Source organism: Muricauda brasiliensis (genome assembly GCF_003057865.1).
GTDB classification, from domain to species: domain Bacteria; phylum Bacteroidota; class Bacteroidia; order Flavobacteriales; family Flavobacteriaceae; genus Flagellimonas; species Flagellimonas chongwuensis.
In genome coordinates this window covers 18,876-35,033 of sequence record NZ_QBTW01000016.1, presented here as the reverse complement: position 1 = coordinate 35,033, position 16,158 = coordinate 18,876, and the positions used below count along the sequence as shown (strand labels likewise).

Below are 16,158 nucleotides of genomic sequence, written 5' to 3'. Positions count from 1 at the left end.
GAAAAATGATTTTGATTAAGATTGTATAAAAAATATTAAATCTTTGGGCTTCCTTTTTTGAATACCATAATTTTATCCACCTAAATGTATTTAATGAAACTGTCCATTCTTATCAACTGTCCCGATCAATCGGGAATCATACGCTCGGTTACCACTTTTATCCATCAACAAAAAGGAAATGTCGTCTATTTGGACCAGCATGTGGACAAACAGGCAGGCGTATTTTTTATGCGCTTAAAGAGTGAATTTGAGCAGGAATTGGACCTTTCTAAGTTTAAGAAGGACTTTGGACAGGAATTGGCTGAGAAGTTCCACATGGAATGGGATGCCTATACTGACGTTTACAAACCTAAGATGGCCATATTCGTTTCCAAATACAATCACTGTTTGTATGATCTGCTGAGCCGATACAACTCTGGTGAACTATCGGTGGACATTCCTTTTATTTTAAGCAACCATACGGATTTGGAATATGTGGCAAAACAATTTGACATCCCTTATTTTCATATTCCAGTGACCAAGGAAACCAAGGCGGAAGCAGAAGACAAGCAACTAGAACTTTTGAAACAGTATGAAGTGGATTTTATTGTTTTGGCGAGGTATATGCAGATTGTATCACCAAAGGTGATTAATGTGTTCCCTCAAAAAATCATTAATATTCACCATTCTTTCTTGCCGGCCTTTGCAGGAGCAAAACCTTATCATGCCGCTTTTGAGAGAGGAGTAAAAATTATAGGTGCCACAAGCCATTATGTTACGGAAGATTTGGATGCCGGACCAATTATAGAGCAAGACGTGACCACGGTTTCGCACACCCACGCCGTAAAAGATTTTATTGCCAAAGGCAGGGATTTGGAACGTATTGTACTTTCCCGGGCCGTTCAACTTCACGTAGCACGGAAAACCATGGTCTACAACAATAAGACCGTTATTTTTTCTTAATCAAAGATTACGTATCTTCTAATCAACGATTTAAAGCAAACAAACACAACGTCAATCATTAGTAAATGAACCAAGACTATATACAACCACATCCATGGAGCCTTATCGAAGAAGGGTTTGGCAAGGAACGGGTAAAGTCCTCCGAAAGCTTGTTCAGTATAGGCAACGGAGCTATGGGACAGCGTGCCAATTTTGAAGAATCCTATTCAGGGCCAACCTTTCAAGGAAGCTACATCGCAGGTGTGTATTACCCGGACAAGACCCGTGTGGGATGGTGGAAAAATGGGTACCCTGAATATTTTGCCAAGGTTTTGAACGCCCCCAACTGGATTGGTATCGATGTTGAGATAAATGGTACTCCTTTGGATTTGGCCACCTGTTCCAACATCAAAAATTTTAGGCGCGAGCTCAATATGAAAGAGGGTTGGTATCAAAGAAGCTTTACGGCCACCATACCCAACAATATAGAGGTTGAAGTGGTCGCCACACGATTTTTAAGCTTATCGCACGATGAAGTCGGAGCTATCAAGTTTGAGATTACCCCAATTAATTCTGATGCTTCGGTAGTTTTTAAACCCTATATCGATGCTGGAATCACCAATGAAGACAGCAACTGGGACGACAAGTTTTGGAACACTACAAAGGTAACATCAGAAAAAAACCGGGCATTTATCGAGTCGCACACCATGAAGACCAATTTTAAGGTATGTACTTTCATGCATTCGGAACTTTTTTTGGATGGAAACAAATCAGAAATAAACCCAACATCAAAAAAAGATGAACTTTCTGTTGGCCATTCTTATGTGGTCGATGTCAAAAAGGGGCAAGAAGTTACACTAGTTAAATATGGAGGTTACACAGTAGACAGAAACCATCCAGCCGATAAATTGCAAAAAGCAGCAAATAATGTTCTGGACAAGGTCACAATGGTCGGTTTCCATGGATTGCTCCAAAAACAAAAAGAAGCTTGGGCCCAGATTTGGGAAATGAGCGACATTGCTATTGAAGGCGACATCAAGGCCCAACAGGGCATACGTTTCAATATTTTTCAATTGAACCAGACCTATACCGGAACGGATTCTCGATTGAACATTGGTCCCAAAGGATTTACGGGTGAAAAATATGGTGGCAGCACCTATTGGGACACCGAAGCGTACTGTATTCCATTTTACATGGCAACCAAAAATCAAGAAGTAGCCAGAAAATTGCTTAAGTACAGGTACAATCACTTAGAAAAAGCTATCGAGAATGCAGAAAAGCTAGGCTTTAAAAACGGAGCCGCCCTCTACCCAATGGTAACCATGAACGGTGAAGAGTGTCATAACGAGTGGGAAATCACTTTTGAGGAAATCCATAGAAATGGTGCCATTGCCTATGCCATTTACAATTATACGCGCTATACCGAAGATTACAGTTACGTACCTGAAATGGGATTGGAAGTTTTAATCGGAATTGCCCGTTTTTGGCAACAGCGCGTCAACTGGTCCGAAAACAGAAAAAAATATGTAATGCTAGGTGTGACAGGCCCGAACGAGTATGAAAATAACGTTCATAATAACTGGTACACCAACTACATCGCAAAATGGTGTTTAGAATATGCACTGGAGCAATTGGATCATGTGCAACAGAACTACCCTGCCGACTATAAAAGAATCATTGAAAAGACAAAGCTGACCAATGACGAGACAGGGCTTTGGAAAAAAGTGGCCGCCCATATGTATTTCCCTTACTCCGAAGAGCATGGGGTTTATTTGCAGCAAGATGGTTTCTTGGACAAAGATTTGGTTCGCGTGGCCAATTTGGATAGAAAAGAACGTCCCATTAACCAACATTGGAGTTGGGATAGGATTTTGCGCTCGCCATATATAAAGCAAGCTGACACATTACAGGGATTCTATTTTTTTGAAGACCACTTTACCGTCGATGAATTGGAAAAGCATTTTGATTTTTATGAACCGTTTACCGTTCATGAATCTTCGTTGTCGCCTTGCGTGCACTCTGTTCAGGCCGCTAAATTGAACCGAATGGAGCAGGCCTATACGTTCTATTTGCGTACGTCCAGATTGGACTTGGACGATTACAATAAGGAGGTTGAAGAAGGATTGCACATTACCTCGATGGCCGGTACTTGGATGAGTATTGTTGAAGGTTTTGGAGGTATGAGGGTGAAGGATGGAAAACTTTGCTTTGCCCCAAAAATCCCAGAACAATGGGAAAAATATTCATTTAAAATTAATTTTAGGGATAGAATTTTAAAGGTGACCATAACCCAAGAAGGGGCTAATTTTGATATTGATGCCGGCGAACCTCTAGAAATCCTCGTCAACGAAAAACCGATTACATTATCCGCTTAATTCATCAAAGAAAAGAATATGATAATGAATGGATTTAAGTCATTTCAGCTAAAAATTGACAAAACAAATCAGTTTTAGGTCGATTCGAGCTATTTTCATAACATCTAAAAATTTAACCATGAAAAGATTATTGTTATGTGTATTGGTATTTCAACTTGTAGGCTGTGCAGAGCTGCAGCAGGTTGTAAACCAATTGCCCCAAGGAACAACAGGTATCGGAAACGACCAAATAGCCCAAGGATTGCGCGAAGCCCTCAATATGGGCATTGAAAAGCAGGTGAACAAACTTACCACTGAAAATGGATTCTATAGGAATGAGCTAGTAAAAATATTGCTGCCCGAAGAGCTTCAAAAAGTGGATAAGACCTTACGTGATGTTGGTCTATCAAGCTTGGCCGATGAAGGATTGCGAATTATCAATCGAGCAGCGGAGGACGCCGTGGGCGAAGCCACCCCCATCTTTATTCAAGCAGTTAAAGGGATTACATTCAATGATGCCAAACAAATTCTGCTGGGGAACGACAACGCAGCGACACAATATTTGCAGCAAGCGACCAAAACACAATTGTACAATAAATTCAATCCGGTTATCAAAAACTCGTTCCAAAAAGTAGGGGCCGACCAAATCTGGAGCAATATTATTACGAAGTACAACAGCCTGCCCTTGACCAACGATGTAAATCCAGATTTGACCGATTATACCACCAATCAGGCGCTGGAAGGAGTTTATACTATGATAGCGGTAGAGGAAAAGGAAATTAGGACAAAAGTTTCGTCCAGAACAACAGATTTGTTAAAAAAGGTCTTTGCACTTCAAGATTAATCATAATTTTTTGATAAAAACGCAATAACTCAAAAAAGAAGGCGTTATAAACTCAATAATTAAGTATAATTATAACAAATTCCTAAAGTTAAATTAACCTTGATCTGGAGGTTAAACTTGAATTTTGTACAAGTTATCTGAGTTAGCATTTTTTTGAGTTAGTTAGTTTAAAAACCGGTGTACCTCACCGGTTTTTTTCTTTACCAGCTACCCCTAATAATTGCTTGAGTATAAAACCTGAAGCTATCTTTTTGCATTTTTAAAACCACGACCATCGACCACTATTTTAGCCCCGCTTTTGAGTTAAGAGTTAAACCGATAAAATCATCGTGTTACTACATTTTAAACCAAATTGCAGCCATCACAAGGATACGTTAATATAATCCAAAACTATTGTTAGCGAAATCGCGAAAAATAGCGAAATACGTTAAATTTTAGATAAATTACCTGATTTATAGACGTATACCCTTTCTAATGTAGTCCACCAGTACGATTTGAACGTATCTTTGTTATTAACAAATCTTGAGAGCTATGAATAATCAAAATTGTAAAGTAGGGGCTGTAACACCGATTACAGGTTTAAGCCAAGCAGCTTCCATTTTGGAGGTGATGCACCAAAATTTTATGGAAAAAGCAGCAAGTGTTGCCGCAAAAGAGAATCAATTGGACGAGTTTTTCAAAAGAAAGGCACAGAGTATTAAAAAGATTTTAGAGAGCCTATAATCGGCATTGCTATGCTCTACTTGATTTTACTCAGTTCAATTTGCATTTCTTGCTGGATTTCGTATGCCTTTTTCGCAGCGACTTCAGCAAAGTCATTGCCCGTTGATGCATAAATAATTCCTCTGGAAGAATTCACCAATAAACCTACATTTTTGGTGATTCCATACTTGCATACGTCCTGCAAACTACCTCCCTGCGCTCCCACGCCAGGCACTAATAAAAAGCTCTCCGGTACTATTTTTCGAATATCCTCCAAATAAGAGGCCTTTGTGGCGCCGACCACATACATCAATCGCTCGGAACCTTTATAGGTTTTGGAAACGGACAATACTTCTTTGTACAATTCCTGCCCATCCAAAGTTTTGGTCTGAAAATCATATGCTCCCTGATTAGAGGTCAATGCCAACAATATGGTATGCCTATCTTCAAATTCCAGAAAAGGTTCTACCGAATCCTTGCCCATATAAGGCGCAATGGTAATGGAATCAAACTCCATAACCTCAAAAAAGGCCTTCGCATAGCGCGTAGATGTATTTCCGATATCCCCACGTTTGGCATCGGCAATGGTGAAAATCTCAGGATAGTTGGCATTCAAGTATTCCATAGTCCGCTCCAAGGACCTCCATCCTTTGATACCATAAGCTTCGTAAAAGGCTATATTGGGCTTGTAGGCCACACAGTATTGATGTGTAGCATCTATAATAGCTTTATTGAACGCAAAAATGGGGTCTTCTTCTTTTAGAAGATGACCAGGAATTTTATCCAGGTCAGTGTCGAGACCTACACAGAGAAATGATTTTTTTTGACGAATTTGGGCAATTAAATCTTCTATCTTCATTGGATTGTGTTCTCGACAGTACTGAAAAATCTATTCTAAAGATTAAAATATCTCCGATGCCTCTTTGAGTTTTTCGGTGTTTTCCACCAACATCAACTCATCGATTATTTTTTGGACATCTCCGTTTATAATATTCTGTAAATCGTAAAGGGTCAAACCGATTCTGTGGTCCGTCACCCTACCTTGCGGATAATTATAGGTACGGATTTTCGCCGAACGGTCACCACTGCTTACCTGTGAATTACGTTTGGCGGCATCCTCTGCCTGTTTTTTGGCCAATTCCATATCGTACAAACGGGCACGAAGCACCTTGAAGGCCTTATCCTTATTCTTGTGCTGGGATTTTTCATCCTGACATTGCGCCACAATTCCCGTGGGCTCGTGTGTTAGACGAACCGCTGAATACGTCGTGTTAACCGACTGCCCACCTGGTCCTGATGAACAGAAGTAGTCGATTCGAACATCTTTGGGGTCTATCTGCACATCAAATTCCTCCGCTTCGGGAATTACCATTACGGTTGCGGCACTGGTGTGTACCCTACCTTGTGTTTCTGTCTGCGGTACACGTTGCACACGGTGCACCCCTGCCTCAAACTTTAGAGTTCCATAAACATCCTCTCCGTTCACTTCAAAGTGAATCTCCTTATATCCACCACTGGTTCCCTCGCTCAAGTCGATTACGTTGGTCTTCCAACCTTTGGATTCGCAATATTTGGTATACATACGGAACAAATCGCCAGCAAAGATACTGGCCTCATCACCACCTGTACCTGCACGGATTTCCATGACCACGTTCTTGGCATCCTCCGGGTCTTTGGGAATCAAAAGAAACTTGATTTCCTCTTCCAGTTTGGGCAAAGCACTTTTGGCCTCGTCCAACTGCATTTTGGCCATTTCCACCATCTCGGCATCACTACCATCCGAAATAATTTCCTCTGCCTCCTCGATGTTATTGGTAAGGGTAATGTATTCATCCCTTTTGTCGCTCAGCAACTTTAGATCCTTATACTCCTTGTTGAGTTTTACGTACCTTTTTTGGTCCGCAATAATATCGGGCTGTATGATCAGGTCCGAAACCTCATCAAAACGCTGTTTTACAATGTTGAGTTTGTCTAGCATAAATCAATCCTCCTAATAGGAATGCGAATTTACGATTTTTTAGCGGGATTCTTTTCTAACTAAATGAGGTCAATTACCAACAAAAGTAGTACCGAAGGTTACAATGAAGGCATTAAGGCCATCGCTACGATCGTATTGGCTAAATTGAAGATTGATGGTCTTTAAACCAAAATTGAGCAATTTAGCACTGGTGAAAATATCCTTGTACTGCACTCCTATCCCATATTGATGGGCATCGTAATCGGACAAATCATAATCCGATGTATAAAATTCATAAGTTGACAATGCTTGCTCCTTGGGATAAAAATAATCCGCAGCGGTCTGCGTGTAATACCGGTAACTAGGATATATGGTAAACTTATCGGATAGCTTAACAGGAGCTTCCAGACTGGCCGTATGGGAATTTATGCCCCAATCGTCCCAATAAAACCTATAATACGACCGTAGAATCACCACATCGTTCAAATAATAATTCAATCTACCTCCAACAGGTAGTTTAAAACGACTATCGGGCAATTGTTCCACATTGTCCGCCAATTGAAACTCATCAATATAAAAATCCTCAAAATCCGAAAAATACACCCGCTGGAAGGGCGTGCTCAACAATCCATTCTGGGACACCACATCCATAAAAAGTGCTCCCTGTAATTTTTTGCTCAATATCTGGGAAAAGCTCAGGGATAGCGAGTATGAATTTCGGTTCTCATTATCAAATTCCATAAAAATCGGGTTATAAGTCCCGTTCCCCGTAATTCGGTCATCAAAAAAACCTTCGCGTAGTTCTATGGGATACTGTGAGTTCCATTTATCTAAAAACACGCGACCGCTCAAGGTTATTTCCGTATTTTTTTCATTGAACAATTTGGTGAAGCTGCCACCAAACCCTATTGAAGAATAATCATATTCCGATGAAAAGTAGGCATTGGCACTCCAGATGGTATTCCGGTCTTCCGAACTATGCTGATATGAGGGATTGATATAGACCAACATATCCTTTCGTGATTCCCCCGAAGAAGCATCAAAAGGAGTCACATTGAGTCCGCCATCCAAAGGATTCACATTACTGGAAGAAGCAGAGGTATAGGCAGAAAGACCAACATCCACCGTTAAAATGTCATCCTCGTTCATGGGCATGCGCAAAACAATGCTGGAGGTAGCATCAGTCAATTCTTCGGTACCTTCACCTCCCGTTACGGCAGCATTTTGTCCATCTTGACTGTAATAACTGAACAGCATATCGACTTCGCTGGTCTCCAAAACTCTACGTTGATAGGAGTTGTCCCCTTGTTGTGACCAACACCATAATGTCATGAAAAAGAAAAGGGCTATACAAACGGATTTTACTGATCTGGACAACTGCGTCATGAGGTTTTAAGTTGATTAAGCTATAATCTTCTGGTCAATTGCATCCGCATCCGCCCCCTGTTTTGCCACCATTGGCACCGGAGGACGCCTCCCTATAAATATGAAAATTGGTCTCGAACCTTTCGCACGGCCTGGCACTCAGTTGCATTTCTTCAGCGTTCACATACACTTTATCGTACTCGCGAACAACCACGCAAGAACTGGCCAAAATCAAAAGAAACAGTAGAGCAATAGGCTTTCCCATACTATAAATGTACTAATTCGTGTCGAACATAATACCTGAACTTCGATGAACTTTGTTCTCAAAATCCACTATCACAGCCTCTACCCCATCAATTTGGTTGATCATGTGCAGACCAACATCACGGCCCATGGTAAAAACGGCCGTTGCCAAAGCATCGCACAATTCCGCTTGTTTGGCAAAAATAGAAACACTATTAACGCCCTTGGTAGGGTAGCCAGACCTAGGGTCGATAATGTGCGAATATTTTTCACCGTTGAGTGTAATGTATTTTTCGTAATTCCCCGAAGTGGCCACTGAGGATTCCACAACCGGCAACCAACTGAAAACTTTATCCTTGCTAAGCGGGTTAGCTATCCCTACCAACCATTTTTCCCCGGTTACTTTGGTGCCCCACGTTGTGAGGTCCCCAGAAGCGTTTATAATTCCTCCTTTTACATCCTTGGACACAAGCAAATCCTTCGCCTTATCGGCAGCGTACCCCTTACCAATGGCCCCAAATCCGATTCTCATTCCTTTTTCAGGGAGATACACGGTCTGATTTTCCGCATCCAATTTGATTTTTTTAAATCCCACTTTTGACACAGAATTTTTGATTTCCGCCTCACTGGGGATCTTATCCATGGTTCCATCAAACTTCCAGATATTGTCCATGGAAGCATAAGTAATATCAAAAGCGCCATCGGTAATTTCAGATATTTTGATGGCTCGCTCAATCAATCCAAAAAGCTCTTGACTAACTTTGATGGGTTTTACACCTGCATTTTTGTTGATGAGGGAAGTTTCGGAGTTTTCGTCCCATGATGATATAATCCGTTCTATCCGTTCTATTTCCGATACGGCTTCATCTATGTTGATATAACCAATTTCCTCGTTTGGCGCCACCACGGTTATCTCGAACCGAGTACCCATTAATTTTAGGGTCTTTTTAACGGTAACATCTGTTTGCCCTAACTGCCCGAACGACAGCAGGCAAGATAGACTGCAAGCTAAGGCTACGAGGGTCTTCATTTTAAGAACTTATTGAGGGTCTTTATATACTTTTCAGGACTGGTCCGGGCCACAAAACCTGTGGTGCCCAGAACATACTGGTCCTTATCCATCACCACCACTAATGGAAAATAACCCTTTGGGTTATACATTTCGGCAAGGGATTTATTCACGTTCAGTTTCTCCTCGGGTAGTTGGTTCTGCTTTTTTCTGGGAAAATCTGCATCGTACATTACATAATGTTCCAAAGCATAAGCCTTGAACTCATCACTATCAAAAATATGTTTCTTTAAACGGATACACGGGGCGCACCAATCCGACCCTGAGAAAACCAGAACAATCGGTTTGTTCTCTGCAGACGCTTTGGTAAGTGCATCATCAAAACTTTCTTGCCACTGTTGTGCCTGAAGCATACCACAGCAAGCGAATAGTAGAATGTAGATTAATTTTTTCATTCGATTTGGGATTCAAAAAACTATTCATAAACCCTTAAAATGGAACCATCGAGTTCCGTATTGTAAACTGTTAGCGCTCTGGCCGGGGTTCCATCCACCTGATTTAGCGGGGTTCCATCCTGACCAAACCTTGAACCATGTACGTCGCAATAAAAAATACCTCCGTTCTGGTCCACAAAACGCACCTGATCATAAGATTGATGACTACAGACTTGGCTTGCTGCCACATATTCCCCTTGTAGGTTTCTGGCAACAACGACTAAGTCCTTTAAAATATAACCTCCGTTTTCAGAAAGATTCGATGCTTCGGCTGAAGTAAGGTCAATGGTAAAATCGACTCCTGTAGGTTCATCGACCAGATTACCGTCGATTTCATCCTTGGAACACCCTTGTAAACAGGGAAATGTAAGGGCAAATGCGGCACCAGCCCCCAAACTTCGGAGAAACTCTTTTCTTTCCATAGCATTAAGGTTTATATATTAAAACGCTATTTCGAGAGAAATCGTATGCTAGTATTCAAACTTACCGTACTCGCTTTGGATGGTCAGTTTTTTGGTTTCGGATGATTCCACTCGCCCGATGATCTGTGCATCTACGTTGAAACTTTGGGAAATAGCAATGACATCTTCCGCAACCTGCTCATCTACATATAATTCCATTCGATGACCACAATTGAAGACTTGGTACATTTCCTTCCAATCCGTACCTGATTGCTCTTGAATCAATTTGAACAAAGGTGGAATCGGGAACAGGTTATTTTTGACAATGTGCAGATTATCCACAAAATGAAGAATCTTGGTCTGGGCACCACCACTGCAATGCACCATGCCATGGATTTCACTCGAAGAATATTGGTCCAATATTTTTTTAATGATGGGAGCATATGTCCGTGTAGGCGACAACACTAATTTGCCTGCATCAAGGGGTGCACCTTGAACCTCATCTGTCAATTTTGTATGGCCCGAATACACCAATTCTTCAGGAACGGATGCATCAAAGCTTTCCGGGTATTTTTCGGCGAGGTATTTTGAAAACACGTCATGTCGTGCGGAAGTCAGGCCATTACTGCCCATTCCTCCGTTATATTCAGTTTCGTAACTCGCCTGTCCGAAAGAAGCCAACCCTACAATGACATCGCCTGCCTTGATATTGGCATTGTCGATGACGTTTTTTCGGTCCATCCGCGCAGTTACTGTGGAATCTACGATAATGGTCCGCACTAAATCCCCCACATCGGCAGTTTCGCCCCCCGTGGAACGGATGGTAATGCCATGTTTGTCCAAATCGGAAATCAATTCTTCTGTACCGTTGATAATGGCCGAAATTACTTCACCTGGAATCAAATTCTTGTTGCGCCCAATAGTTGAGGACAACATAATATTATCAGTGGCCCCAACGCAAATCAAATCATCCACGTTCATGATAAGTGCATCTTGGGCAATGCCCTTCCAAACTGAGATATCACCTGTTTCTTTCCAGTACATATACGCCAAAGACGATTTGGTACCTGCACCATCGGCATGCATCACCAAACAATGGTCGTCGCTACCTGTTAAATAATCGGGTACAATTTTGCAGAACGCTTTCGGGAATAGTCCTTTATCAATATTCTTTATGGCGCTGTGCACATCTTCTTTGGAGGCTGAAACACCTCTTTGCGCATATCTTTTACTGGTATCCGATGACATATGAAAGGTTTGGGCAAAAATAACGGAAAGCCATCAAATTATTGACATGCTTTCCGTGTTTTCAATTTTTCATGTTTGTTCTATTTGGAAAACAGCATTTCGCGATACTTGGTGAACGGCCAAAACTCATCGGCAATCAATTTCTCCAAGGCATCGGAATGCTCTCTGATTTTTTCAAAATACGGTCTCACGTTATTGCAATAGGCCTGGGCTTTTTTATCAACGGCCGACATGCCATTGGCCCGTCTTCGGGCATCGGCCATTTCATCGGTCAATCTTTTGATTTCCACAATGTGCTCACCTATCTGTTCCAAAATGTTCAATTGCCCCTCGGCGACTTTTTTATGTGCCGCACCATAGACCTCTTTAAGCCCACTAATGTTTTCCAACAGCATATTTTGATACTTCACCGCTGCGGGAATGATATGGTTGTAGACCATTTCACCCAATACCCGACCCTCTATTTGAATATGGAAGATGTATGCTCCCAGTTCCACCTCTTTGTGGGCTTTGAGTTCTACTTCGTTCATCACATCCATCTGCCTGAAGAGGTCGATACTCTCCTTTGCCGTGATTACCTGAAGGGCCTCTGGCGTATTTTTGTTGAAGCTCAGTTTTCGTCTTCTTGCTTCTTCTTGCCATTCTATACCGTATCCATCGCCTTCAAAACGGATGCGCTTAGAGGTTTTGATATATTCCCGGAGCACATTGAAAACGGCTTCATCTTTTTTCAGGTTCTTTTTGTCAATCAACACATCGACCTCTTTTTTAAAGTCGGTCAATTGTTTGGCCATGATGGTATTGAGCATGGTCATGGGTTTGGCACAGTTCAACTTGGAGCCCACGCCACGCATCTCAAACTTGTTGCCCGTAAAAGCGAACGGTGATGTCCTGTTTCTATCCGTGTTGTCCAATAAAATTTCTGGAATCTTCCCTACCACGTTCAGTTTAAGCTCTGTTTTCTCTTGTGGAGAAAGTTTTCCTTTGGAAACACCCTCCAATTCATCGAGTACATCGCTAAGTTGTTTACCAATAAATATGGAAATGATCGGTGGCGGTGCTTCATTGGCCCCCAACCGATGATCATTGCTTGCGGAGGCAATGGATGCCCTCAACAATTCTTCATACGTGTCCACCGCTTTGATTGTATTCACGAAAAACGTCAAGAACTGCAGATTCTTCATGGGTGTTGAGCCCGGACTTAACAAATTGACCCCTGTATCCGTGGCCAAAGACCAGTTATTATGCTTGCCCGAACCGTTGATTCCTGCAAATGGCTTTTCATGGAACAGCACCGAAAAATTATATTTATCGGCAATCTCTTCCATCACGTCCATAAGCAATAGGTTATGATCTACGGACAGGTTGGCCTCTTCAAAAACCGGGGCCAGTTCAAACTGGTTAGGGGCCACCTCGTTATGGCGGGTTTTTACGGGAATTCCGAGTTTGGTACACTCTTTTTCCAGTTCACTCATAAAGCCCAGTACCCGGGCCGGTATCACACCAAAATAATGGTCATCCAACTGTTGACCTTTAGCGGAAAAACTTCCTACCAAGGTACGGCCGGTTACCGAGAGGTCCAATCGGGAATTGACCAATGCTTTGTCTATCAAAAAATATTCCTGCTCCCACCCTAATGTGGCGTGAACCTTTCTTACATTCTTATCAAAATATTGCGCCACTCCGGTAGCTGCTTGGTCTACAGCCTGCAAAGCTCTAAGCAAAGGGGCTTTGTTATCCAAAGCTTCACCTGTATAGGCCACAAATATGGTAGGGATACAGAGCGTAGTTTTATAAATAAATGCCGGCGATGTGGGGTCCCAGGCGGTATATCCACGTGCTTCAAAAGTATTTCGGATTCCACCGCTCGGAAAGCTGGAAGCATCAGGTTCTTGCTGTACCAATTGTGCTCCTCCAAACTTCTCCATTGCCTTACCGTTGGGCAGAATATCAAAAAATGCATCATGCTTTTCTGCCGTTGCACCTGTCAGCGGCTGAAACCAATGCGTATAGTGCGTAGCTCCCATGGAAAGTGCCCAAGCCTTCATACCCTCAGCTACTTGGTCCGCAATCTTTCTATCTATTTTTGTGCCCTGGAAAATAGCTGATTTTACCTTTTCGAATGCTTCGGCAGTAAGAAATTGAAGCATCTTTTCTTCATTGAAAACATTTTTTGCAAATAGATCCGATCTTTTGCCTGTTTCATCAATATTGATATGTTCCCTATTGCGGCTTTCGACCAAAGCTTGAAATCTTGTTTTCGGCATATTCAATAATTTTTAATTTTCAAATCTACAATTAAGAATTTAATAATTTAAACTTCAAAAATTACTTTTTTTTCATTGATCCCTTTTAAAAACAGGGGTAATTTAAATAATAAAGGCAAGTTTGTGATTTTACCCCCTTAAAACATTGATAATTAAATGAAAAAACTATTTTTGTTAATCATAAAATTGAGAACGATTAACTACCAGAATTATGAGCAAATCTAAATTAGAGTATCTATGGTTGGATGGTTATGAGCCAACAGCCAACATTAGAAGCAAGACTAGAATTGAGGAAGATTTTAGCGGTAAATTGGAAGACTGCCCTACGTGGTCCTTCGATGGTTCTTCTACCAAACAAGCCGAAGGTGGTTCCTCTGACTGCCTGTTGAAGCCTGTTGCGATTTACCCTGATCCAGCTAGAAGAAATGGTTATTTGGTAATGACCGAGGTGTTGAATCCTGATGGAACTCCACACGAGAGCAACTCCAGAGCTACTATCGATGATGAGGATGATGACTTCTGGTTTGGATTTGAGCAGGAATACTTTATTATGGACACTGCTACTCAGTTGCCATTGGGCTTCCCTGTTGGAGGTTATCCAGGACCACAAGGTCTATACTACTGTTCCGTTGGTGGAAGAAACACTTGGGGCAGAGACCTAGTTGAGGAGCACGCCGACCTTTGTTTGGACGCTGGTCTTCAGTTCGAAGGTATCAACCAAGAGGTTGCTGCCGGACAGTGGGAATTCCAATTGTTCGCCAAAGGTGCCAAGAAAGCCGGTGATGAAATTTGGGTTGCACGCTATATGCTACAAAGATTGACCGAGAGCTACGGTTACTATATTGAGTACCATCCAAAACCTATCAAAGGTGACTGGAACGGTTCTGGTATGCACGCCAACTTCTCCAACAATCTCTTGAGAACTTGTGGATCTAAAGAAGTTTATGAAAAAGTATGTGAAGCTTTCCGTCCGGTGACCAAAGAGCACATTGCCGTTTACGGTGAGTACAATGATGAACGATTGACCGGTAAGCACGAAACTGCTTCCATTAGCGATTTCAGCTACGGTGTTTCCGACAGGGGCGCTTCCATCAGAATTCCTATTTTGACGGTTGAAAGAGGCTGGAAAGGATGGTTGGAAGATAGAAGACCTGCTTCCAATGCTGATCCTTACAAGGTTGCGGCCGTTATCGTAAAAACGGTAAAATCCGCAAAAGTATAATAAACACGTATATAAATTAGTTGTTGATTATAGATGAAAACCGTCCCGCTTTTTGGGGCGGTTTTTATTTTATGGTAAAATAAACAAAGGTGGCGTAAAAAGCCAAGAGAATCAACCCGTCTCTCCAACCCAAACGCAATCCTTTAGGAAAGAAAACCAAAGGAAGAACTAGAAAGGATATTCCCAACATCCAAAAAATATCACTGGACAATAAACCTTGGTCCATTACGGTAATCGGGGTAATGATGGATGTTATTCCCAAAACGGCCAACAGGTTAAAAATGTTGGACCCGATCAAGTTCCCAAGAGATATTGCCTTCTCTTTTTTTATCACTGCGATTACGGATGCCGCCAACTCTGGAATACTTGTACCTACCGATACAATTGTAATACCAATTATACGGTCGCTCACACCGAATGAGGATGCCAATCCTACGGAGCCGTCTATCAACAATTCCGAACCTCCCCAAAGCGCCGTTCCTCCTATCCCCAAAAACAATACAATCTTATACAGAGGCAAAGGCACATCATCCTCGGGCATTTCATCTACAACAGCTGTTTTCTGAAATCTTAAAAGGTAGACCAAAAACACAAATAGAAAGGATACTAAAATAATTCCTTCGTATTGCTGAAGCTCTCCATCAAAATATATAAAACCACCAAAGAGCAAAGAAGCAAGCATCATAACGGGCCAATCCGTAGTATAGAAGCTCTTTCTTACATCTATACTGCCCAATATAACGGTAATGGCCAAAACCAGTCCTAAATTAGCTATGTTGGAACCGACCACATTACCTAGTGCCAAGTCGGGAAAACCATCAAGGGCCGCTTTTATACTAACTATCAGTTCAGGCGCAGAGGTGGCAAAAGAGACCACCGTCATACCAATTACAATCTTGGGAATATTCACTCTAAGAGATAATGCCACCGCAGATTTCAATAACCAATTTCCGCCTGCAATCAACAGCACCAGCCCCAAAATAATAAAAAGTAGATTTCCCAAAAAGTAATTTTTCGGTCAAAGATAAGGGAAGAAACCCGCAACCAAGAAGGTTATCTAAAAAATAAAAACTATAAAAATAGTTAATAAACTATAAAAATAGTTGTTCAACTAAATTATTAGTATTAGGT

The 16,158-nt window shown here is 41.7% G+C and carries 15 protein-coding genes; 5 read left to right on the top strand and 10 right to left on the bottom strand.

Translation table 11 applies throughout. The features are described from left to right. Positions 1-93: 93 nt before the first annotated feature. The 4 genes from purU (at position 94) to DCK90_RS12135 (ending at position 4,842) form a co-directional block, all read left to right on the top strand. Positions 94-942, top strand: a complete 849-nt coding sequence (gene purU, locus DCK90_RS12150) for a formyltetrahydrofolate deformylase (RefSeq protein ID WP_108246490.1) — start codon at positions 94-96, stop codon at positions 940-942. Between the two features lie 65 nt (positions 943-1,007). Beyond that, a complete protein-coding gene (locus DCK90_RS12145) occupies positions 1,008-3,296 on the top strand; it encodes a glycoside hydrolase family 65 protein (protein ID WP_108246489.1) in 2,289 nt (762 codons plus the stop codon). A gap of 118 nt (positions 3,297-3,414) precedes the next feature. Beyond that, entirely contained in the window at positions 3,415-4,119 is a 705-nt protein-coding gene (locus DCK90_RS12140) for a DUF4197 domain-containing protein (protein WP_108246488.1), read from the top strand. A gap of 531 nt (positions 4,120-4,650) precedes the next feature. After that, positions 4,651-4,842, top strand: coding sequence for a hypothetical protein (locus tag DCK90_RS12135; protein WP_108246487.1), 192 nt, complete (start codon positions 4,651-4,653; stop codon positions 4,840-4,842). 16 nt (positions 4,843-4,858) lie between these two features. Here the strand turns inward: DCK90_RS12135 and pyrF are convergent, their stop codons facing one another. The 9 genes from pyrF to DCK90_RS12090 form a co-directional block, all read right to left on the bottom strand. Continuing rightward, positions 4,859-5,680 carry an orotidine-5'-phosphate decarboxylase gene (gene pyrF, locus DCK90_RS12130; protein WP_108246486.1) on the bottom strand — a complete coding sequence of 274 codons (822 nt, stop codon included), beginning with the start codon at positions 5,678-5,680 and terminating at the stop codon, positions 4,859-4,861. A gap of 42 nt (positions 5,681-5,722) precedes the next feature. Next, complete coding sequence (gene prfA, locus DCK90_RS12125; RefSeq protein ID WP_108246485.1) at positions 5,723-6,799, bottom strand: peptide chain release factor 1; 1,077 nt, start codon at positions 6,797-6,799, stop codon at positions 5,723-5,725. A 69-nt stretch (positions 6,800-6,868) separates the two neighbouring features. Continuing rightward, positions 6,869-8,164, bottom strand: coding sequence for a DUF3570 domain-containing protein (locus DCK90_RS12120; RefSeq protein WP_108246484.1), 1,296 nt, complete (start codon positions 8,162-8,164; stop codon positions 6,869-6,871). A gap of 34 nt (positions 8,165-8,198) precedes the next feature. Beyond that, positions 8,199-8,408 (bottom strand): DUF4266 domain-containing protein, encoded by a 210-nt coding sequence (locus DCK90_RS12115; RefSeq protein ID WP_108246483.1) that lies wholly within the window; start codon positions 8,406-8,408, stop codon positions 8,199-8,201. A gap of 12 nt (positions 8,409-8,420) precedes the next feature. After that, complete coding sequence (locus DCK90_RS12110) at positions 8,421-9,416, bottom strand: FAD:protein FMN transferase (protein ID WP_108246482.1); 996 nt, start codon at positions 9,414-9,416, stop codon at positions 8,421-8,423. Beyond that, positions 9,413-9,850 carry a thioredoxin family protein gene (locus DCK90_RS12105; protein WP_108246481.1) on the bottom strand — a complete coding sequence of 146 codons (438 nt, stop codon included), beginning with the start codon at positions 9,848-9,850 and terminating at the stop codon, positions 9,413-9,415. Before DCK90_RS12105 ends, DCK90_RS12110 begins: the two co-directional genes overlap by 4 nt. 20 nt (positions 9,851-9,870) lie before the next feature. Beyond that, the gene (locus tag DCK90_RS12100; RefSeq protein ID WP_108246480.1) at positions 9,871-10,311 is read right to left on the bottom strand and encodes a QcrA and Rieske domain-containing protein; all 441 of its coding nucleotides are present in this window, start codon (positions 10,309-10,311) and stop codon (positions 9,871-9,873) included. A gap of 48 nt (positions 10,312-10,359) precedes the next feature. Further along, a complete protein-coding gene (locus DCK90_RS12095; RefSeq protein WP_108246479.1) occupies positions 10,360-11,538 on the bottom strand; it encodes an AIR synthase related protein in 1,179 nt (392 codons plus the stop codon). An 80-nt stretch (positions 11,539-11,618) separates the two neighbouring features. After that, positions 11,619-13,805, bottom strand: coding sequence for a glutamine synthetase III family protein (locus DCK90_RS12090; protein WP_108246478.1), 2,187 nt, complete (start codon positions 13,803-13,805; stop codon positions 11,619-11,621). Between the two features lie 211 nt (positions 13,806-14,016). Here DCK90_RS12090 and DCK90_RS12085 point away from each other — a divergent pair, with 211 nt between their 5' ends. Beyond that, a complete protein-coding gene (locus DCK90_RS12085; protein ID WP_108246477.1) occupies positions 14,017-15,027 on the top strand; it encodes a glutamine synthetase beta-grasp domain-containing protein in 1,011 nt (336 codons plus the stop codon). 64 nt (positions 15,028-15,091) lie between these two features. Here the strand turns inward: DCK90_RS12085 and DCK90_RS12080 are convergent, their stop codons facing one another. Continuing rightward, complete coding sequence (locus DCK90_RS12080) at positions 15,092-16,030, bottom strand: calcium/sodium antiporter (RefSeq protein WP_108246476.1); 939 nt, start codon at positions 16,028-16,030, stop codon at positions 15,092-15,094. Between the last annotated feature and the right edge of the window lie 128 nt (positions 16,031-16,158).

What these genes read in the sequence shown, in the direction of transcription:
- purU (WP_108246490.1), top strand. Translation starts at nt 94, where the DNA reads ATGAAACTGTCCATTCTTATCAACTGTCCCGATCAATCGGGAATCATA.
- DCK90_RS12145 (WP_108246489.1), top strand. Translation starts at nt 1,008, where the DNA reads ATGAACCAAGACTATATACAACCACATCCATGGAGCCTTATCGAAGAA.
- DCK90_RS12140 (WP_108246488.1), top strand. Translation starts at nt 3,415, where the DNA reads ATGAAAAGATTATTGTTATGTGTATTGGTATTTCAACTTGTAGGCTGT.
- DCK90_RS12135 (WP_108246487.1), top strand. Translation starts at nt 4,651, where the DNA reads ATGAATAATCAAAATTGTAAAGTAGGGGCTGTAACACCGATTACAGGT.
- pyrF (WP_108246486.1), bottom strand. Translation starts at nt 5,680, where the DNA reads ATGAAGATAGAAGATTTAATTGCCCAAATTCGTCAAAAAAAATCATTT.
- prfA (WP_108246485.1), bottom strand. Translation starts at nt 6,799, where the DNA reads ATGCTAGACAAACTCAACATTGTAAAACAGCGTTTTGATGAGGTTTCG.
- DCK90_RS12120 (WP_108246484.1), bottom strand. Translation starts at nt 8,164, where the DNA reads ATGACGCAGTTGTCCAGATCAGTAAAATCCGTTTGTATAGCCCTTTTC.
- DCK90_RS12115 (WP_108246483.1), bottom strand. Translation starts at nt 8,408, where the DNA reads ATGGGAAAGCCTATTGCTCTACTGTTTCTTTTGATTTTGGCCAGTTCT.
- DCK90_RS12110 (WP_108246482.1), bottom strand. Translation starts at nt 9,416, where the DNA reads ATGAAGACCCTCGTAGCCTTAGCTTGCAGTCTATCTTGCCTGCTGTCG.
- DCK90_RS12105 (WP_108246481.1), bottom strand. Translation starts at nt 9,850, where the DNA reads ATGAAAAAATTAATCTACATTCTACTATTCGCTTGCTGTGGTATGCTT.
- DCK90_RS12100 (WP_108246480.1), bottom strand. Translation starts at nt 10,311, where the DNA reads ATGGAAAGAAAAGAGTTTCTCCGAAGTTTGGGGGCTGGTGCCGCATTT.
- DCK90_RS12095 (WP_108246479.1), bottom strand. Translation starts at nt 11,538, where the DNA reads ATGTCATCGGATACCAGTAAAAGATATGCGCAAAGAGGTGTTTCAGCC.
- DCK90_RS12090 (WP_108246478.1), bottom strand. Translation starts at nt 13,805, where the DNA reads ATGCCGAAAACAAGATTTCAAGCTTTGGTCGAAAGCCGCAATAGGGAA.
- DCK90_RS12085 (WP_108246477.1), top strand. Translation starts at nt 14,017, where the DNA reads ATGAGCAAATCTAAATTAGAGTATCTATGGTTGGATGGTTATGAGCCA.